This window comes from Prevotella sp. HCN-7019, assembly GCF_037890215.1.
In the GTDB taxonomy this organism is placed as follows: Bacteria; Bacteroidota; Bacteroidia; order Bacteroidales; family Bacteroidaceae; genus Prevotella.
In genome coordinates this window covers 353,953-373,119 of record NZ_JBBKBO010000001.1, presented here as the reverse complement: position 1 = coordinate 373,119, position 19,167 = coordinate 353,953, and the positions used below count along the sequence as shown (strand labels likewise).

The window sequence follows — 19,167 nt, the reverse complement described above, 5'->3', positions numbered from 1 at the left end:
TGTTTTTTATTTTCTTATCTTGAAACTCTTCCTGAGCCGTCACCCTTCATCAGGTTCTCCACTTCGCTGACACTCACTTCGTTGTAGTCGCCGTATATGGTATGCTTGAGGCACGATGCCGCTGCTGCGAAGTCGAGTGCGTACTGGTCGTCGCCCGGATGTGTCATCAGACCGTATATCAGTCCGCCCATGAACGAGTCGCCTCCGCCCACACGGTCGACGATGTGTGTTATGTCGTAGCGCGGCGACTGATAGAGCGTCTTGCCGTCGTAGAGCACTCCGCCCCACGTGTTGTGGTTGGCGTTCACCGATCCGCGCAGCGTGATTACCACTTTCCTGGCCTTTCCGAAGCGGCGCATGAGCTGCACGCATACGCTCTCAAACTCGGCTGCACGCACGTCGCCGGCCGTTGCCGTGGCGTCGAATCCTTCGGGTTTTATGCCGAACACCTTCTCTGCGTCCTCCTCGTTGCCGAGTATGACGTCGCATCCCTCCACCAGCGCAGGCATAACCTCTGCCGCCGTACGGCCGTATTTCCAGAGGTTTTTCCTGTAGTTGAGGTCGCACGACACGGTGAGTCCCCGTCTGTTGGCGGCCTTTATGGCCTCCAGACACACATCTGCCGCACCCTGGCTGATTGCCGGTGTGATGCCCGTCCAGTGGAACCACTCGGCACCTTCGAACACCTTGTCCCAGTCTATCATGCCCGGCTCTACCTCAGACACGGCAGAATGAGCCCTGTCGTAGATCACTTTGCTGGCTCTTGCCACTGCGCCCGTCTCAAGAAAATATATTCCCAGACGCGTGCCACCATATATTATATTGTCTGTCTTCACTCCGTGCTTGCGCAGATCCTTAACGCATGCCTGTGCTATGTCGTTCTCGGGCAGACGTGTGACGAACTCAACGTCCATGCCGTAGTTTGCAAGCGACACCGCCACGTTGGCCTCGCCACCGCCGAAAGTGGCGCTCAACTCACCGGCCTGACTGAAGCGCAGGTAGCCCGGAGTGGCGAGACGAAGCATTATCTCGCCGAAAGTCACGATCTTTGCCATATATGTTTGTGTTTATATTTTCTGTTCAGAAGTTGAAATATCGTTTCGCATTGTTGTACGAGATGTCGGCCACCATCTGACGGATGAAGTCCATCTCGCTGTCTGGCAGCTTGCCTTCTTCAATGTCTTTGCCTATCATGTCGCAGAGTATGCGGCGGAAATACTCGTGGCGTGGATATGAAAGGAAGCTCCTCGAGTCTGTCAGCATGCCCACAAAGCGGCTCAGCAGTCCCATGGCCGACAGTGTGTTCATCTGCTTGCGCATGCCGGCCTCCTGATCGAGGAACCACCATCCCGAACCCAGCTGCATCTTTCCTGCCACCGTCGAGTCGTTGTATGTGTAGGCGAGTGTGGCAAGTACCTCGTTGTCTTTCGGATTAAGACTGTAGAGAATGGTCTTTGTGAGCTTTCCTTCGCGGTCGAGCCGGTCGAAGAAACGGTGTCCGGTGATGGAGCAGTTCACCTCCATTATTGCGTCGAATCCTGTGTCCGGTCCGAGCATACGGTACATACGTGTCGAGCTGTTGCGCACCACGCTGATGTGATATTGCTGTGCCCAGCCCTTTTCCCAGTCCATTATGGCGAGCTCGTAGAGCAATGCGCTTCTGAATAAAGATACCTCCGCGGCATCCGGAGTCTGGCCTTCCATAACCTTGTTGAACACGCGGTTCACCTCGGTCTCGGTGAAATCGTCGGCGTAGAAGTTGTCCATGCCGTGGTCGGACAGCCGGCATCCCAGCGACGCGAAGAAGTCGTGACGCCGGCGCAGAGCCGTCAGCAGGTCTGTGTATGAGTGTATTTCCATGCCGGCAGCCTCGCCCAGTTTCTCCATGTAAGCCCTGTACGTTGCGGGATTGTCAATGCCCAGCGCCTTGTCGGGCCGCCATGTGGGATATACTCGTGTGCTTATGGGGTGGTTTTTCAGATAGACGTGATGCTCCAGACTGTCCGCCGGATCGTCCGTAGTGCACACCACCTCGACGTTGAAACGCTTCATTATGTTCTGCGCACGGAATTCCTCGGTATGCAGCATGGCCGTGCAGGCGTCGTAAATCTCGCGCGCCGTCTCCGGTTTCAGTATTGTGTCGATGCCGAACACACGGCTCAGCTCCATGTGAGTCCAGTGATACAGCGGATTGCGCATGGTGTAGGGCACTGTCGCTGCCCACTTCTCGAATTTCTCGTAGTCGCTCCTGCCGCCTGTGATGTATTCCTCGTCGATGCCGTTGCCACGCATGGCCCTCCATTTGTAGTGGTCGCCTCCGAGCCATATCTCGGCCAGATTGTCAAACTGATGGTTCTCGGCTATCATCTTAGGATCGAGATGACAGTGATAGTCTATGATGGGCTGATGTTCCGCCGCGGTGTGGTAGAGTTCCTTGGCGGCGTCGTTCGTCAGCATGAAGTCTTTGTTTATAAACATTACGGATGGTTGTGAGGTAAATTAACTAAAGCTCCGGCAAATATAAATATATTTCTCCGTGTTCGTGCACGTTTATCCGATTTTAAAGAACTTTAATATTTGCCATCGTCCGTATGTCACTGTTCTGTGGTGCTGATGACGGAATATGGATGTACTGATATAAACGGCTGATAATGTGATATATACGGGCTGATGCAAGCCTCTCGGTCTTATTCCATGACATATATGGCGGCTTTCGTTTGGTGTGTTTCGTGCCCGTGCACGGAAAATGCACACTCCTTACACTCTATGACATATGATTGGTGTGCCGTTGTGGTCTTATTGAAAATGAACTGAAACTACTTGCGGCTTTTGATACGGTTTATGATAATTATGTATTATATTTGCAGAACCTGATAACACATACAACAAAACCGTTCTGACATGAATGAGGAGAAACGCATAACAGTAAAAGACATAGCGACGCTGGCCGGAGTGTCGAAGGGCACGGTGGACCGTGTGCTCCACAATCGGGGCGAAGTGTCGGAGGCAAGCCGCGAGAAGGTGATGAAGATTGCGCGGCAGATAGGCTACAAACCCAACGTGCACGCATCGCTGCTTGCCTCGCAGAAGAAATATCTCATGGCGTGCATGATTCCCGAATATGCTCCGGGCGAATACTGGGATCTTGTGGCCAAAGGCATCACGGCGGCGCAGAAGAAGGCCGAACCGTTTCATATAAGTATACAGATGTTCAAGTACGACCTGTTCTCCGAACGCTCTATGGACGAGTGTTTCACACGTGTGATGGAGCATAGGCCCGATGCAGTGGTCATGGCTCCTACCTTCCAGACGCGTGCTCGTGCCATTATGGAAACGCTACACAGCAAGGATATACCCTGCCTTCTGATAGACTCGTGTCTGCCGGACTGCAATTATCTGGCCTACTTCGGCCTGCACATGTTCCGCAGCGGATATCTGGCGGCCCATCTGCTCACCGACAGATGCAGCGCCGAAAAGATAGCGGTGTTCCACATACACAAGGATCTGGAGAGTGCAAACAACTCTGCCGAGAGCCGCTACGCTGGCTTCAGACAGTATCTTGATGAGCATGCGCCGCAAACGGAACTTATTCATCAGCACATACATCCTTACGACAAGGAGTACAACCGCACCGTGCTGCGCCGCTTCTTTATGGAGCATCCCGACGTGAACCATATAATAACATTCACCTCGCGTGTGCATCTCGTGGCCGAATATCTGAAGTCGGAGGGACGCAGCGGACAGACAGTGCTCATTGGTTTCGACCATCTGCCGAGAAATGTCGAAGGACTGAAGGACGGCACCGTGCAGTTTCTCATCACCCAGCACACGGAGAACGTACTGTCGCTGTGTGCCCAGACCGTGATAGACCACCTCATATATCATGTCCGTCCGGCCCAGCGCGACACGTTCGTGCCTATGGACATACTCACAAAATACAACGTCGACTTCTACCGTACGGTTCTCGTCTGACGCTAATCATTCATAAACCTTAAACCATTTCTTATGACACACGCCCGCGTACTTTCGTTTCTCATGGTCTGCCTCATGCTCATGGCAGGCCGTTGTCCGGCACAGACCAGCACTATGAAGAGCATACAGGAGTTCGGAGTGCTGCCCGGCAATACGCCCGAGGCTAACCGTCAGAACCTTCAGAAAGCCATCGACTGGGCCTCACGCTCGGGACAGGCGCTGTGGGTTGAGCCTGTGGAGGATGGCTATGCCGTGGACGGAGGCATAGTGTTGAGGCGCAACGTGTCGCTCATAGGAAGTCATGCGCCCGTGGGACGAGGCACACGCCATCCCGATAAACCGCAGCCCGTTGGCTCGCTCTTCAGGATAACCGACACCGAAAGGCCGTTCATCACCGTTGAGTCAGCCACGCAGATACGCGGCATACAGTTCTGGTATCCCGAGCAGACATACAACGATTCGTCGCGCATCATTGCCTATCCGCCCACAATACAGGTGAGTCATACGCAGAGTGTGAACGCCGTGAACATGACCGACCTCACGTTCTACGGTGAGTATGTGGCTATGGACTTCAATGCCGTGCCGTCCCATCCCTGCGAACAGATGATATTCCAGCACTGCTACGGCTACCCGCTCAGCGGCGAATTCATAAGGATAGACTATTGTTACGACATTCCGCGCATACTCAACTGCCATGTCAATCCGTCCAACATGCGCGAGTTCGGCCGCAGTTTCAGCCGCGACGTCATCGACGCCGTGATGCGACGGGGCTCGTTCTGCTACGCCATAAACCATACGGACAACGCACAGCTCATCGACGTTTTCACCTTCGGCACCTACGGCGGGGTGTTTCTCGGTCCTGAATCGTACGGGCAACTCACCAACTTCAACCTCGACTGTGTGACCGTTGGCATACACAAGACCGGCGCAAACACCAAGAACCGTAACTGGCAGATAGCCCAAGGGTCGGTGATAGCCAACGCAGGAGCTGACATAAAAGACGTTCATCCGCTGATAGTTGAGGGCGAGGGTCACACGTCGTTTGTCAATGTTGAGGCTTTCTCGGGCGGCAACGGTGCACTGACCACCATCGGTTCGTCATACGATTTCATGCTCGTGCGCGGCGACCGCAGGCTGACAGTGACGCTCTTCGGCTGCCGTATGAGAAACTACACGGCCGATGCGCCTTTCACCATACAGAATCCTAAAGCCGTCATACAGGCTGTGGCGTGTGTTGACAAGAACGAGGAACTGTATAATGTGACGGTGAATCCCTGAGCGCCGACCGCTATTTGAAGAAGATATTTTTGAGTATTCCGTCAAGCCACGGCTCCTTCATCTTTTCGCGGAAGAAGTCGTAGTTCTTGAATTCCATGGCTTTTTTGTTCATTTGCAGACGCTTTGTCGTGTCACGTCCTGCCATATCCTTATCCGTAAATATGCGCCGGCATGCCGCTATCCTTGCATTCTCGTCAGCCGTTTTTGTTTTGAGAATGTCTCCGGCAATACATTTTCCGGCAGTGTTTCCGGTCTGCGCCATACCTTGGGTTCCGCAAACGGTTGCCATGAGAATGTGAATTCGTTGAACTCATGTTAATTATAAATATTTATGAAGTATATTTTTTATGTACTTCCAACAAGTAAGAACGTGCATTTAATGCAAATTTGTTAGATGGTTCTACGCTAAGCCAAAAATTAATTTTCCCTATTAGAGTTTCCAAATAATTAACTTTTCTTATTTTCTTTTTCTTGATATGAGATTCATATCCATATTTAATTATAAAATGTAATTCTTGTCTCAAACTACGTCTATAATTTTTAGGTAGTTTCAATTCTTTACCAATAACAGAAATACCTGTAACAATTCTTTTACCCCCATTTTTATAAAGTCTTGTTTTTTCTGTATTGATTACAAACCCTTCACTTGTGACAATTTCATTTATATATTCTAATAACTTTGCTGGAATGAAATCTCCAGAAAATGTTAAATCATCAGCATACCTAGTATAACGTAAATCATATCTTTTAGATAATCCAATAAGCCTCTTATCTAATTTCTTTGCTATAATATTACTTAAATAAGGACTTGTAGGAGCTCCTTGAGGTAAAGTTCCTTCATAACTACACAAAGATGCTAAATAAAATGCCACTTTATTTGTATATCCTAATGATTTAAAAACATATATAATACGATTAATAGTTATAGAAGGGAAAAAATCTTTCAGATCTAATTTTAGAAGCTCTTTTTGATTTAAATGAATTTTAGCATTTGTTATAATAGATTTTTTACATACAAATCCATGAGAATACGAACTTACAGGTATTTTTTTTAGAATATTATTGTATATCCAATATTGCATTTCTAACAATGCTGGGTATGGAGCAAAAATTTCTCTAAAACCGCCATTCCTCTTTCTCAATTTAAATGAACGGTAATGATTTTCAGGAGAATTTATCACAGATGTAAAATACAAGCTACTTCTCCCCATTAATAATCTTAAATGATTAAAATCAAAGATTATTGGGACATTATTTTGTTCCAAGACCTTGATGTATTCAATGTATTTATTCTGTAAAGTTTTGTCAATACCTTTACGTGAAAAAAAATCATTCCATTTCTCTATACTCATATCAAAGTCATCTTATAAAAAGAAAAGGTGGAGAAAACTACTTTCTATTCGTAAGCTCGCTCAATAAATATAATTTTATTGGAGCACGCTCCAATAAAATTATATTTATTGAGAGCGAATCTTGGCTTTGCCAAGTGAGCCGTAGATAGTTCGAAGAACTATCTACTGAGGCTAAAGAAGACCTTAGCCTTCGGAAGCGACACCACTTCCTTAATGCTAGTTTCTATTTCCACCTTTTCATATTTAAAATTAAAAATCTTCAATTTCAGGCAAATATAGTGAATTAATTTTCAATTTAATGTCTATAAATTCAGAAGGTATATTACTATACTTCCCATTTAACACTCTTTTGTGCCTTTTTATAAACTTAAACGCCATATCTCGCCCTTTATTTGTTAATGATATTTTCCCATCTTCGAATATTATGAAATCTTGCTTCTTGTATTTCTCAATGAACTCAAATACTAAACTAGGAGACATTTTATACCGAGAATAAAATGTAAATGCATATAATCCATCAACACTTTCATACAAGTCCCTAAATATTTTTTTGTAGCAATTATTCAAATCCGGTTTCATATCTAGTAAGTATTGTTTCTCTTTCATTACCATTTTTATCCTTTAACCACCAAAAAATTGGGAATACAGAATTTGGTGTATTACCATTCTCCAAAGAATACAATGCCTCTGCTTTTCCATATCCAAAGGAATAATCTTCTAGTTTTTTTTCTTTAATTATTTTAGCTAGTTTAGATTCTAGAACATTCATATCATTTATTGCGAAATTCAATTTATCTCCTTCAAAATATTCAGAAATTCCTTTTTCCAATTGTAAAGGACAAAATATATCAATAGAATCTGCTTTTAATTTCTCCACAGCATTTTTCATACCAGCCAAAAAACAACATTTTATTTCTACAGGTTTCCTAACATTTTTTTTCAACCATTCTATTCTCGTTCGTAAAGTACGTCCAGTTCCTAGAAATTCATCTACAATTATAATTTGGTTTTTCCCTTTTGATGACGCTTTAACTGCTTTTCCAATAACATTTACAGTTTTAATTTTTTTCCATCCTTTCTGATATAACGGAACTTTGATCATATCCAAAATTCTCTGCCCACTATCAGCTTCATCATTATAAGTACAAGCAACTAATTGAACACGCTCCATTTCAAATTCACAATTCACTATATAATCAGCCATTTGCTCAAGAAAAAAATTAGTTGTCTTTCCATTCAAATAGTGAAATCTATCAAGCAATGAAAAAACCAAATTTTTTTGTCCCTTTGTATCACATGTTGAAATCAATGCTTCAAGACTTGATTCTTTTTTACTTAACCAACTTTGATGTGAATATAATTGCATAAATTTAATATAATCTTCTTTTTTATAGTCCATTGGTTTAATTAAGATGATTAATCAAAAATAGTCGTTGTGAAGTTACTAAATATTTCTAATAAACAACTATTCAAATTTAATTTTATAGTTATTTCTTATATAAAAAAGTGAATTGATGTATTATATGCATATTCCGTTAGATAAAATAACATGAATTCGTCGAACTCACGTTAAATAAAATAAGTTTGTTACCGGATATTGCATATTTATACACTTTTCGAAGTAAAAAATTTTGACAATAAAAATTTTCAAAATAGAAAATCGCAGTGGGGTATACTCTGTCCGGAAATTTGCCGAAAAGCCTTTTTCGTAACAGCCGTCAAAATGTTGCACACCGGTCATAAGTGTGCAGCGTTGCGGAAGAGCCTGTTTCATGTTGCGATAAAGCCTATGTCAGGTGGTGATTCGGACCGTATTGGGTGGTGATATGGGCTTTATCGCAGCATGAAACTGGCTTTATTGCAGTGCATTACAAGGACGATTGAAACGCCGTAAGGCGCAAACGGTTGAATGTCAATGTGATACGTAACCCTCTTAAAACTTGCGAATTTGCGACCGAAAAGTTTGTTGCTCGGAAAAACGGACTTAATTTTGAGTTATGCCTGAATATTTATGCATCAGCCGTTCGTGTTTTTGCATAAATATACATTTCCTGTATGGAGCTCAGTTGCGTGGTTATGTAAATAGTGTTTCCTATTGTTTCTTTTCGTCAGAGACTGTTTATCTCAATATCCGAACGACTCTTCCAGAATTTTTTCAGCGAATCCATAGCCAGTATACTGCTTTTTCTGTATATTATTTTACCTTCGGTATCTATCAGTACAGTAGTCGGGTAAGCTGTTATTTTGTACTTTTCGCTTATCTGCTCCGGGCCTTCTGTCAGTTTGTCTTGAATGTTATGCCAGTCCATTTGCAATTCTTTTATTGCTTTTTTCAGCGGTGCGGGTGTGAAACCGTAATCAATGTTGGGGCTCTGTTCAACCGCTACGCTGATTATTTCGAGCTGCGGGTATTTTTTATGTATGTCGCGTAGTTCTGGTATTACGGATATGCACGGCTTGCACCATGTGCCCCAGAAATCGATAAGGACATAGTGTCCGCGCATCTTGTTTAATGATATTGTCTGTCCTTCAACGCTCTTTTTCTTGAATAGTGGAGCATAGAAACCGGTGAGTGGTATGGAATCGCAGTCCTCGCCTGGTATGTCGGATATGGTTATTCCGCATGTCATGTTTGATAAATCTGTGTTGCCCACATGAAGGACTTTATTTCCATGAATGGCGGTTGGCATGTCGGTTGACAGTGATTCCATTGTAGGAGGAAATTCCGGTATGCCGGTTTCTGACAGCTTTATATCTTTGCTGTCAATAACTTTATATGACATTATACTTTTGGAATTATTGAAATAATCTTCGTATATCAGTATGCTATACGTGTTTTCTTCATATTCAAAATTGCTGTAATATATGCGGTTGAATGATGGTATTACATTGATAGACTCTAAGAGATTGGCAGAATCTTCCTTAATGTAGATGCTGGGTGAGAACCAACGGAAAATCTTATTACCGTGATCGGTTGTGAACTTCAGAGGCTGGGGCTCGAGATTAAACAATTTCTGAGAAGGAGGAAGCTGTTTGTATAAGACGAAATATTTGTAGTCGTCTGAAAAATCGTTGTTGAAGTTCATGTCGGCCACAAGCGAGAAACGGCCGTCACCTTCGTCGGAAAGCAGTAATGTCAGAGGTTCGTCTTTGTCAGAATAGTCATATCTGAGAAGCCTTGAGTTTCCTGACATTGACGTGCTGTAAGCGCCGGCCGCTTCTTTTGCTACGTCTTTAAAACGACCATACAGATTCAAAGTCGGTTTTGTGTCGCATGGTTGCAGATATACTGTTAAGCTGTCGTTCGTGGTGTTTCCGGCGAATGTGCACACTGATGTGGTTAAGATTAATAATAATGATGTGATTGTTTTTCTCATTGTAGGACAGTTTTGTAGTTATTATGTCGTATAAACGAGTTTTTATTTTTTATTATCATTGTCAAATATGTTTTCTAATATGCTTTCCGCATTTTTCAGTCCTGTGTCACCTGTATCAACAGAAACTATTATCCCGTCAGGATCTATAAGTACTGATGTTGGATATGAGGTTATCATGTATTTCTTGATAATAGTGCCGTTGATAAAGTCGCCACCGTTTATATTGGTCCATTCCATCTTATGTTTCTTGATCACAGATTCAAGTGTCGGCAACTCGTGGTTTACATGGTGTCTGTCGTCCAGATCTGTAGATATGCTGACAAGCTGCACGTGCTTGCCGTATTTCTCATAAATGGCTCTCATCGTAGGCAATGCAGCTATGCATGGCCCGCACCATGTTCCCCAGAAATCGATAAGGACATATTTGCCTTTCTGTTTTTCAAGAGAGAAAGCCTTTCCTTTGATGTCCTTGCATTCGAACGACGGAGCCTTGAAACCGTTGTTCGGTGCAACCGGTATGTTGATGCCGTCTGTCTGTATTACCCTTATCTTGCATGTCTGTCGCACCTCGTCTATATCGCCTATGTAGAAAAACACATCTCCGATACGCAGCGGAATATTTGTGGATAATGAACTCTGTGATGTGTTATTTATGTTATATTCATAAAAGTTCTCCCCGATCGGATATATATTGATGTGAAAATCTTTTCCGTCTATGTTGATGTCAGATTCAAACTGATGACCGTATTCTATGTAACAATGCAGGTCATTGATGTCACGTCCGTCTGTTTCCTCATTCCACGCCAGGTATGGTGCAACCCACAATCCGCCTTTCTGTCCGTCGGGAGTATCGTACATAAGAGGCTGGCGTGTGAATGTTTCGCTTTCATTTATTCGCTCCGGTCTGAAGTAATAACAATAGTCGTCAGAAAAATCGCGGTTGCCGTTCATGTCCATTATACAGAAACAGCGCCCGTTGTCCTGTCTGCCTGTTACAACGGTCAGGCCTTTTCCTATCTTTTTAAAGTTGCATGTGGTTATTTTCCGGTAGTTGTTGTCCGGTATCCCGGAGAATTCTGAATATTTTGTTTCCTCAATCTCAATAGTGGATTTTATAATGGTCATTGGAGATTTCCCGTCTATAACATGTCTCATTTCTGCCACAATAGTGCTATCGGAAGGATTTGCGGCGTGTGAGATTGATGAAATGAGTGTAAGAATGATTATAAGATTTCTCATAGTTATATTTGTTCTATTTGTTGAAATATTGGTAATCGATAGTAAAAGTCTTCTATTGTTATGATCTGCCACGTCAATATTGTTATTTCCGTAGTACTGTTTACTTTCTTGTATTGCCCGTTCATTCTTTGTAAATGCCGAGAGTTCTATATACGTTAGCGTTGCCGGATACTATCCTGTTCCCGTTTTCATCATATATGAATAGTGTAGGATAGCCCTCGATGTCCCATATTCCCTTGAGGTTTTTGCCGTTGATGAAATAATGCTCACCACTGATATGCTTTATCATTTCTTCCCATTGGGCTCTGTTGCTGCTGTCAACTATATAAACGAAGTCGTAACCTTGTTTCTCCAAACGTTTCTTATGCTTTTTTATTATCTTGTGTGAGTTTAAGCAAGGACCGCACCATGTGTTCCAGAAATCCACCACCACCTTGCGTCCTTTGTGTCGGCTCATGACAAATTTTTCCAGATCTTCCGGCCGCACAGAGTCCACGTCCACTATTTCATATTTCTGAATGGCATTATCGCTTTTTGCCCATTCAGACAGTTTATTGTCGTATTCCATTATCATTTCAGCAATGTCTGGATTCCTTTTTGCATAGAAACGTTTTACAGCCTCCGTCTGTTCGTCGGTCAGTGCCTGTGTGCTGTCGTTTATTTGTCTGACATATGCTGTTGCGAGAAGCAGGTCGAGAAAGGTGTTGTCTTTGAATCTGATTACACGTCCGAGACTTTTCTGCGCATGCTCCATCCATTCCTCCGGAGTCGTGCTGTCAATGGGCTTCAGTCCGAATTCCTTTATGTCGAGCAGCGATTTCATGAATGTGTGTATCGGAGAATAATCCTCAGAGAAAGCTATTGACGCATAAAGAAAGTCTGAACTTCCGAATCCGAGGCTGTCAAGAAACGAATAATATTCTATTCCCGGCTCTTCCGGAACGATAGGTTTAGGGAGAAACGCGTGATACGGATTGTCCGGAGAACAGAAAACTTTCTGTTGTCCTGTTATCTGTTTATTATAATCGAGGAAAAATCTCGGAATACAATATACGTTGATATAATACTTTATGATTTTCTCAATGCCCGGTGACAGATTTCTGTCCATTGAGAATCTGTCATACAACGTTGCCGTATAAGCCATGCGCTCGTCTATAAAATCCTTTGGAGAGAGGAAATACACAGCTCTGTAGTCATCGGGTTTGGATGCCATTTTTTCAATCAGGTCTGATTCATAGTCGTTTAATCCGAAACCGCCGCCGTTTGCTGTGAACCGTCCGCTTGCACCGTCGAATTCCACGTACGACGTCTTTTCCTGTGATAATGGGACAATCTGTAATCCGAGAAATTTATCTCCGTCCATTATTGTAAGTCCTACCGGTTGGTATTTCATTTTCATAGGCACACTGATATCGAATGTTTTTTGCGTGGCATCTATCTCAAAAGTGTCAATACGGTTTCTTGACGACAGAATGTCTGCCTGCCATGTTCTTAATGTCAGCTTGCCCGTTGTGGCAATATTTTTAAGCGTTCCGTGTATGTGTGCGGTACCTTTCTTTATGGCGTTGTGCGGTATGTCGTATGTCGGTCTTATCACTTTATTACCTTCATACACGCACGTGTCGGCTTTTTCAAAGTCATAATGCATGGCATTACATAGTCTGCTGAGCTTAAGATTTTCAATGTCTATATTTGTCCCTGAAGGAACATATATCAGCAGACGCTGGAGAACTTTGGGATGAAACATCTCGTTGGATAGTACATTAATGTCTTTGAACGGTATGGTTAGTTCCATTATGTCCGGGCTGTTCTTGAATGCGTCGGGCTCTATTCCCGTGACTTTCCACTCTGTGTTGTTGTATAACACGTGTGACGGAATTGTCACAATCCTGCCGTAAGGTTTGTCTCCGGCAGCGAATCTTACAGTCGCGTCCTTTTTGGACACGATGTTGAAGTACATACCTTTCACTTTGAAGTCGTAGGCTTTGCCGCTTATTGTAGCCATTATTGTTAAAAACAGAATGACAAATCTTGTTTTCATCTCTCTTTCGTTTAGGTTTATGATGTATGGTCTATTTTTGTTTTGTTGTTTCCCTGTGGTATGACTATATGCTGTCAGTCAGGTTGTCGTACGGTCAAATACGTGTTTTTTGTCGCGGTTATCAAGTTTAGAGTAATGCAAATATATTTTTTTTGCGAGTTGTTTCCAAACCAATATTATGTAAAGTTGTGTGAATATGTAAGTTTTTTTGTTTTCTTAAAATAGACGAATGTATGATTATACAAAATTAACTGACAACGATACACTTTGTTGTGCAGTCTCTTTAAGGCTGTACAAAATAGATATAGAAGTCTTTGTTTGGTTAAAATATACAAAAAACAAGACGGTATAGATTGTGATGAGCGATAAATAACTATCTTTGTGAATGCGGGCGACGCCAACGGTTGGCGGTCGTTGTCGCGATAACAAATTAACAGAAAAGAGAATTATGAAGAAGTATGTATGTGATACATGTGGATATGTATATGACCCAGAGGTGGGAGATCCAGAGAACGGCATAGCTCCCGGAACAGCATTTGAGGATCTGCCCGAAGATTGGGTATGCCCGCTTTGTGGAGTAGGAACAGACGATTTCTCTCCGGCAGAGGATTAATACTATCCATATAAACGAGGAAAAAGATTTTTAGTTCAGTATAACACGCGTGGCTCTCCGCAAGGAGACGGCATCGCGTGTTTTTTATTTCGGTCCGTGCTCCCCAGGGCGGGCATCGGACGGCGGCCGGCCTTCGGGGCGGTCGTGATGATGTGCCTCATGGCGTTTTATGCGCCCTGCTACGTGAAACTGACGGATTCAGCCGTCGCGATGACGACCTGAAAACCTGGCGGAACGGAGCACCGCGCGGACGGCGGAGGCCATGGCCCTGACATAAGAATGAGGCGTGCATTCATGAACAACACGCCAGGACGAAACCCAAAACCAAATAACCATTAACCAGTCTGATTATGAATGACCTTTTATCGATTGTCTCACATTTCCTTACCAAGGGCACACCCGTGAGTGTGGAGCCGCTCGGGGCGGGACTGATAAACGACACCTACAGGGTGAAGACCGCCGAGGAGGATGCGCCCGACTATGTTCTGCAGCGCATCAATACGGCCATATTCACCGATGTTGACATGTTGCAGCGCAACATCGTGGCCGTGACCGACCATATACGCCGCAAACTGCGCGAGGCGGGCGAGGGCGACATCGGCCGCAAGACGCTCACCGTGGTGGCTGCGGACGGCGGAAAGACCTACCGCCGCGAGGGCGACAACTACTGGCGTATGACGGAGTTCATACCGCGCGCCAAGACGTTCGACATCGTGAACGCCGACTACTCGCAGCGTGCCGGTCTGGCTTTCGGACGCTTCGAAGCCATGCTTGCCGACATACCGGAGATGCCGGGCGAGATTATTCCCGACTTCCACAACATGGAGTTCCGCCTGCGTCAGCTGAGCGATGCCGTCGAGGCCGATGCCGCAGGACGCGTGAAGGGTGTGCGCGACATACTCGGCGAGGTGGAGCGAAGAGCCAAAGACATGTGCGTGGCCGAACGTCTTCACCGCGAAGGCGTGCTGCCCAAGCGTGTGTGCCACTGCGACACGAAGGTGAACAACATCATGTTCGACGAGGACGGCAGCGTGCTCTGCGTGATAGACCTCGACACAGTGATGCCCAACTACATCTTCTCCGACTACGGCGACTTCCTCCGTTCGGCTGCTAACACTGGCCTTGAGGACGATCCCAACCTTGAGAACGTCAGCTTCAACATGGACATATTCCGTGCATTCACGCGCGGATACATCGAGTCGGCGTGCAGTTTCCTGCTGCCTGTCGAGACCGACCATCTGCCATACGCCGCCGCGCTGTTCCCCTATATGCAGTGCGTGAGGTTCCTGACCGACTACATCAACGGCGACACTTACTACAAAACACAGTACGAACTGCACAACCTTGTGCGCACACGGGCCCAGCTGAGGCTGTTGCAGAGCGCAGAGGAGCACGCCGGAGAGATGCGTGCCTTCGTGGAGTCGTGCCTGTGACGTATGATGATATGACGGCGGCATAAGGCCGCGCAGCCGTTGTATAAAAATACATAAATCGCTGTCGGAGAAGTTAAATTTTCGTCGTCGTAAACGCCCGAAAACCGCTCTGAAATCCACGGAGAACAATTCTGTGCGGAAAATCGCGATTTTTCGCGGTTCGGGTAATACGTTGATAAACAGCCATTTGTGGAATAATTCATTCCAATGTCTTCTCCTCCGTCGTGCGAAACGGGCTGTTTCGCACTCTGATTAAGTCCATATCGGGTGCTGATATAGTGCATATCAGCCCCTGATATTGTCTGTTTCAGGGTGCGAAAAAGGCATTCTTGCAAATCGTCCGCCGGTTGCCGGCCCGGCAGTTTGTACAGAACGGGCTGTTTGAGAGGCGGAAGAGGCAGTAGATTTTTACAGAATGAGAAAAATGGAATGTTAAATCCGATGCGCGAAATGTAAACGGATGTTAACAGAAATTTGCAGAAACGTGCGCGCCACGGGTGGTCCTTTCTGCCGGTGGCTGACAGGCGTCGCAGGGCTGTAGCGGCGTTTGTCGCGGATGAAAAAGGAATACACATCAAACGGTTTTAAATGAACAAAGATATGAAAGAATTGTCTGTGACACGGCTCGACGCCGCAGTTGTGGCGGCTGCCGACATTCCCGCGCTGATGGATGAGGCCGGAGTGGAGTTTCAGAAGATTGATTCGCTCAACTGGCCCGACTGGCCCTACCGCCCTGAGGCGGCGTTCCGCATAGCCCATACGGGCGACGCCATACTGCTGCATTACGTGGTCAGCGAGGAGGCTGTGCGCGCTGTGGCGCCTGAAGACAACGGCCGCGTGTGGGAAGACTCTTGCGTGGAGTTTTTTGTGTCGCCCGCTGACGACGGCATTTATTACAATGTGGAGTGCAACTGTGCCGGACAACTGCTCATAGGAGGTGGCGAGGGACGGAACGGACGAAGCCATGCGCCGCAGCATACGCTCGACGGTGTGGACCGCTGGGCGTCGCTCGGACGCGCTCCTTTCGACACCCGCGCCGGACAACAGACGTGGCAGGTGGCGCTGAGAGTGCCCGTGTCGGCGTTCTTCATGCACGCCGCCGCACCGCTCGACGGTCGCACCATGCGTGCCAACTTCTACAAGTGCGGCGACCTTCTGCCCCGTCCTCACTTCCTGTCGTGGAATGCCATCAGTCTGCCGCGCCCCGATTTCCACTGTCCCGCGTTCTTCGGTACGCTGCGTTTTCTGTAATGTTGGGGAGCATGCCGAAGCCATACGGCAGAGTACATTGTATATTCATCTTCGTCGGTTCATCGGGCGTCTGGGACGTTTCTTCTTTGTTTGTCCGGTAGCTGTTGGTACATCCTTGTCGTAAACCCTCTTCCAGCAGGTTGATATGCTATGGTCTTTCACATCCACCAGCAGATACCCAGTCTCTGTTCTTATCTCGACAGACTCTACGTCGTAGCCGTCTGCCTGTCTTATTCCACCTTTTGCAGGCTGAAGCTTTCCTCCGCCTCCTCCGCAGATTATCTGGTTTATGGTGTGCCCGTTGTGGTTTATTCTGCATAGATTGTATTGATGAGTATGTCCGCAGAAATAGGAGCCTACGCCATATTTCTCAAGAATATCCCAGAATCTGTTTCTTGCCGCCGGGTTGGCGTCAAGACACTGCGGGTGGAAACTGTTGCAGCTGAATGCCGGTTCGTGTCCAAACGGCACAATGATGTTGTCCTTGTCAATCTTGCCGAGTTCTTTTTCAAGCCAGTCGGTATCTACAGTCCTTTCGCCGTTTATATAATTGTCAATGCCTATAAAAGTGATGTTCTTGTGCTGTAAGACAATGTTCATTGTGGGCGATATCAGCTCTTTCCAAGGTTTCTGGTTGTCGCCTTTGACGTCGGCCTCATGGTTTCCCCGCACGGCAAGAATGGTTATGCCGGCTTCAGTCAGTGGTTGTGTCAGTTTTTTCCATTCGGTCAGTTCTTCGTACATGCCGGCGGCATCCTGACCTTTGCCTCCCTGTATAAGGTCACCGGCAAACACCACCACCTCCACCTTGTCATGGATGAGTTCGGGTATTATCTTCTTTATTGTGCTTGCTGCCGGCACGTGTGTGTCTCCAATGACGGCAAATCTCCACGTACTGCTTTTTCCGTATGCCATGACTGCTGCAAAGCAGCAGACAATGGCTGTGAGTTTGAGTCTGTTCATGTATTGTATGTTTATTTTGTGTTGATTTTTCTTACGCATCTTACGGCGTTGTAAACGCACTGCATGTCCTGTTGCGGACCAAAAAAACGCGGGTATGAGGATTGTGGACCCGACTTTGGATCGCTTCGTTGGGAGCCGGCTCCGTGCACATCGCAGATGTCGCCCGTGCGCGGATTGCGTCCCCATGCATGTCCGAAACATACATAGACTGCGCGTTCGTAGGGGTTAGGACCGTCAAGATGGGTTGTCGATGTCCAGTAATATGCACAATCGGTTATGCCTTCATAAAGCAGGTGTTGTGTACATTCGAACAACGGAGATATGGCGGGAGAGCCATCGTAAGACGGAGAGTGACTGTAGTCTACAATCGACTGCAGCTGTTTGGCATCGGGCAGACGCCAGTCTGAATAGCCGGCAAGTGTAAGGGTGTCTGCATAAGTCAGGGCGTCATGCCAGTCGTAAAGTTTACCGTTGTCGGCCTTTTGCCACATCAGTCCTGATGCAAGGTCGCTCACTGTTCCGTCGCCATTGTCCACCAGGCGGTTTTTACCGTATCCGCTATTTCCTCTTACCATCCTGAAATACATTCTGTTTTCCTTCCCTCTTTTCATCAGTGGATAACCTTTTATTCTTCCGTCTATGAAATTCACACCGAAGAGAGTGGCCAGTCCGTCCATTGTTCCGCCCTTGCACACGGTGCATGTCCATGTCTGTGCGTCTATCTCGCGTTCTCCTTTGCTGCGGTCGCCGGTAGGTTGGTTGAAGTATTCTGTGTCGATGTATGGTGTGACAGAGTGTTCTCCCATCGACTGTCCGGTGAATTCCATCAGTGAGTAAAGTTCTTTCACGGTAGGTATGCGCCAGTCGTCGTATCCTCCGGTTCTCAGTTCGGCGGCTTTTTTCTTTGCTTGCTCGAATGTGATTTTCTCGCCCATGTCTTTTTCCCACATCAGTCCGGTGACAAGATCGGACACCGTTCCGTCGCCATTGTCCTTGTAGTGTGGACTATGTTCCTGGAAACATGCGTCCTGTCCGTAGAAGTCCTGCCCTTGTTGCGGCATGTCTATGGCGATGTTGTTGCTGTAGCATTGGGTCTGTCCGGTGTCTGTTATTGTATATGATGACTGTGCCATGCCTGTCTGTATGAGCATGAGCACCTGCGAAATAAGAAATATTCTTTTCATGTATGTAACTGTTATTTATTGATGAAACCCTGCACCTCATATCCTGTACCGTCGGGTGTAGCCACCTTTTTGTAAAGTACGTTGTCGTATGAATAGAGTGTCTCGCCCCTCACTGTTATTATTGTCACACTGTGTGACGGCAGTTTAGGTACAATCATTCCCGTTTCCGGTCTTATTATCTCATACAGGTTTCCGTATGGTTTATAGTACACTCCGTCCGAATAAAGATAGGATGCATTCCTGTAATATATGGTCACACTTCCTGCCGGACGTTTCTTAACTCTGCTTCCGATGATGACTACCGTTTTGCCTGGCCGTCTGTGCCAGTGTCTGTGATGCTCTGTTTTCACGACATACCTGCTTCGTGCAGGAACAGCCTTTACCGATGTGCCGCATCCTGTTGTGACGAATGCTGCACATAATAATAGTGCTAAAATCTTCATATATTTGAATTTTGGTTTATA

At 46.0% G+C, this 19,167-nt stretch carries 17 protein-coding genes; 5 read left to right on the top strand and 12 right to left on the bottom strand.

What is annotated here, in order from left to right:
- Positions 1-14: 14 nt before the first annotated feature.
- Positions 15-1,055, bottom strand: a complete 1,041-nt coding sequence (locus WKT13_RS01390; protein WP_340322502.1) for a sugar kinase — start codon at positions 1,053-1,055, stop codon at positions 15-17.
- Between the two features lie 25 nt (positions 1,056-1,080).
- Entirely contained in the window at positions 1,081-2,478 is a 1,398-nt protein-coding gene (gene uxaC, locus WKT13_RS01385) for a glucuronate isomerase (RefSeq protein WP_340322501.1), read from the bottom strand.
- 423 nt (positions 2,479-2,901) lie between these two features.
- On the opposite strand from uxaC, the gene WKT13_RS01380 reads away from it, so the two are divergent.
- Together WKT13_RS01380 and WKT13_RS01375 are read left to right on the top strand one after the other, a co-directional pair.
- Positions 2,902-3,972 (top strand): LacI family DNA-binding transcriptional regulator, encoded by a 1,071-nt coding sequence (locus WKT13_RS01380; RefSeq protein WP_340322500.1) that lies wholly within the window; start codon positions 2,902-2,904, stop codon positions 3,970-3,972.
- Between the two features lie 33 nt (positions 3,973-4,005).
- Complete coding sequence (locus tag WKT13_RS01375) at positions 4,006-5,250, top strand: hypothetical protein (protein WP_340322499.1); 1,245 nt, start codon at positions 4,006-4,008, stop codon at positions 5,248-5,250.
- Between the two features lie 10 nt (positions 5,251-5,260).
- Here WKT13_RS01375 and WKT13_RS01370 read toward each other — a convergent pair whose 3' ends face one another.
- The 7 genes from WKT13_RS01370 to WKT13_RS01340 all read right to left on the bottom strand — a co-directional run bounded on the left by WKT13_RS01370 (position 5,261) and on the right by WKT13_RS01340 (position 13,259).
- Positions 5,261-5,539 (bottom strand): hypothetical protein, encoded by a 279-nt coding sequence (locus WKT13_RS01370; RefSeq protein WP_340322498.1) that lies wholly within the window; start codon positions 5,537-5,539, stop codon positions 5,261-5,263.
- A gap of 40 nt (positions 5,540-5,579) precedes the next feature.
- Positions 5,580-6,602, bottom strand: a complete 1,023-nt coding sequence (locus WKT13_RS01365) for a reverse transcriptase family protein (RefSeq protein WP_340322497.1) — start codon at positions 6,600-6,602, stop codon at positions 5,580-5,582.
- 249 nt (positions 6,603-6,851) lie between these two features.
- Positions 6,852-7,181 carry a hypothetical protein gene (locus tag WKT13_RS01360; protein ID WP_340322496.1) on the bottom strand — a complete coding sequence of 110 codons (330 nt, stop codon included), beginning with the start codon at positions 7,179-7,181 and terminating at the stop codon, positions 6,852-6,854.
- Positions 7,162-8,001, bottom strand: coding sequence for a phosphoribosyltransferase-like protein (locus tag WKT13_RS01355; RefSeq protein ID WP_340322495.1), 840 nt, complete (start codon positions 7,999-8,001; stop codon positions 7,162-7,164). The genes WKT13_RS01360 and WKT13_RS01355 overlap by 20 nt, the downstream gene beginning before the upstream one ends.
- Positions 8,002-8,710: 709 nt before the next feature.
- A complete protein-coding gene (locus WKT13_RS01350) occupies positions 8,711-9,979 on the bottom strand; it encodes a TlpA family protein disulfide reductase (RefSeq protein ID WP_340322494.1) in 1,269 nt (422 codons plus the stop codon).
- A gap of 42 nt (positions 9,980-10,021) precedes the next feature.
- On the bottom strand, positions 10,022-11,218 hold the full coding sequence (locus WKT13_RS01345) for a TlpA family protein disulfide reductase (protein ID WP_340322493.1): 1,197 nt from the start codon (positions 11,216-11,218) through the stop codon (positions 10,022-10,024).
- A gap of 121 nt (positions 11,219-11,339) precedes the next feature.
- Positions 11,340-13,259 (bottom strand): TlpA family protein disulfide reductase, encoded by a 1,920-nt coding sequence (locus WKT13_RS01340; protein ID WP_340322492.1) that lies wholly within the window; start codon positions 13,257-13,259, stop codon positions 11,340-11,342.
- 448 nt (positions 13,260-13,707) lie between these two features.
- Here WKT13_RS01340 and rd point away from each other — a divergent pair, with 448 nt between their 5' ends.
- The 3 genes from rd (at position 13,708) to WKT13_RS01325 (ending at position 16,556) form a co-directional block, all read left to right on the top strand.
- Positions 13,708-13,872 carry a rubredoxin gene (rd, locus tag WKT13_RS01335; RefSeq protein WP_298620024.1) on the top strand — a complete coding sequence of 55 codons (165 nt, stop codon included), beginning with the start codon at positions 13,708-13,710 and terminating at the stop codon, positions 13,870-13,872.
- 350 nt (positions 13,873-14,222) lie between these two features.
- Entirely contained in the window at positions 14,223-15,305 is a 1,083-nt protein-coding gene (locus tag WKT13_RS01330) for a phosphotransferase enzyme family protein (RefSeq protein WP_340322491.1), read from the top strand.
- Between the two features lie 600 nt (positions 15,306-15,905).
- Positions 15,906-16,556, top strand: a complete 651-nt coding sequence (locus WKT13_RS01325) for a carbohydrate-binding family 9-like protein (protein ID WP_340322490.1) — start codon at positions 15,906-15,908, stop codon at positions 16,554-16,556.
- A gap of 45 nt (positions 16,557-16,601) precedes the next feature.
- On the opposite strand, the gene WKT13_RS01320 is transcribed toward WKT13_RS01325, so the two are convergent.
- From WKT13_RS01320 to WKT13_RS01310, 3 genes are read right to left on the bottom strand one after another with little or no spacing between them, the layout of a single operon-like run.
- Positions 16,602-17,519, bottom strand: coding sequence for a metallophosphoesterase family protein (locus WKT13_RS01320; protein WP_340322489.1), 918 nt, complete (start codon positions 17,517-17,519; stop codon positions 16,602-16,604).
- 11 nt (positions 17,520-17,530) lie between these two features.
- A complete protein-coding gene (locus WKT13_RS01315; protein WP_340322488.1) occupies positions 17,531-18,703 on the bottom strand; it encodes an Lcl C-terminal domain-containing protein in 1,173 nt (390 codons plus the stop codon).
- 11 nt (positions 18,704-18,714) lie between these two features.
- On the bottom strand, positions 18,715-19,146 hold the full coding sequence (locus tag WKT13_RS01310) for a DUF6515 family protein (protein WP_340322487.1): 432 nt from the start codon (positions 19,144-19,146) through the stop codon (positions 18,715-18,717).
- Positions 19,147-19,167 lie beyond the last annotated feature (21 nt).

Excerpts from the sequence above, each read along its gene's own strand:
- WKT13_RS01390 (WP_340322502.1), bottom strand. The coding sequence starts at position 1,055 with ATGGCAAAGATCGTGACTTTCGGCGAGATAATGCTTCGTCTCGCCACT.
- uxaC (WP_340322501.1), bottom strand. The coding sequence starts at position 2,478 with ATGTTTATAAACAAAGACTTCATGCTGACGAACGACGCCGCCAAGGAA.
- WKT13_RS01380 (WP_340322500.1), top strand. The coding sequence starts at position 2,902 with ATGAATGAGGAGAAACGCATAACAGTAAAAGACATAGCGACGCTGGCC.
- WKT13_RS01375 (WP_340322499.1), top strand. The coding sequence starts at position 4,006 with ATGACACACGCCCGCGTACTTTCGTTTCTCATGGTCTGCCTCATGCTC.
- WKT13_RS01370 (WP_340322498.1), bottom strand. The coding sequence starts at position 5,539 with ATGGCAACCGTTTGCGGAACCCAAGGTATGGCGCAGACCGGAAACACT.
- WKT13_RS01365 (WP_340322497.1), bottom strand. The coding sequence starts at position 6,602 with ATGAGTATAGAGAAATGGAATGATTTTTTTTCACGTAAAGGTATTGAC.
- WKT13_RS01360 (WP_340322496.1), bottom strand. The coding sequence starts at position 7,181 with ATGAAACCGGATTTGAATAATTGCTACAAAAAAATATTTAGGGACTTG.
- WKT13_RS01355 (WP_340322495.1), bottom strand. The coding sequence starts at position 8,001 with ATGGACTATAAAAAAGAAGATTATATTAAATTTATGCAATTATATTCA.
- WKT13_RS01350 (WP_340322494.1), bottom strand. The coding sequence starts at position 9,979 with ATGAGAAAAACAATCACATCATTATTATTAATCTTAACCACATCAGTG.
- WKT13_RS01345 (WP_340322493.1), bottom strand. The coding sequence starts at position 11,218 with ATGAGAAATCTTATAATCATTCTTACACTCATTTCATCAATCTCACAC.
- WKT13_RS01340 (WP_340322492.1), bottom strand. The coding sequence starts at position 13,259 with ATGAAAACAAGATTTGTCATTCTGTTTTTAACAATAATGGCTACAATA.
- rd (WP_298620024.1), top strand. The coding sequence starts at position 13,708 with ATGAAGAAGTATGTATGTGATACATGTGGATATGTATATGACCCAGAG.
- WKT13_RS01330 (WP_340322491.1), top strand. The coding sequence starts at position 14,223 with ATGAATGACCTTTTATCGATTGTCTCACATTTCCTTACCAAGGGCACA.
- WKT13_RS01325 (WP_340322490.1), top strand. The coding sequence starts at position 15,906 with ATGAAAGAATTGTCTGTGACACGGCTCGACGCCGCAGTTGTGGCGGCT.
- WKT13_RS01320 (WP_340322489.1), bottom strand. The coding sequence starts at position 17,519 with ATGAACAGACTCAAACTCACAGCCATTGTCTGCTGCTTTGCAGCAGTC.
- WKT13_RS01315 (WP_340322488.1), bottom strand. The coding sequence starts at position 18,703 with ATGAAAAGAATATTTCTTATTTCGCAGGTGCTCATGCTCATACAGACA.
- WKT13_RS01310 (WP_340322487.1), bottom strand. The coding sequence starts at position 19,146 with ATGAAGATTTTAGCACTATTATTATGTGCAGCATTCGTCACAACAGGA.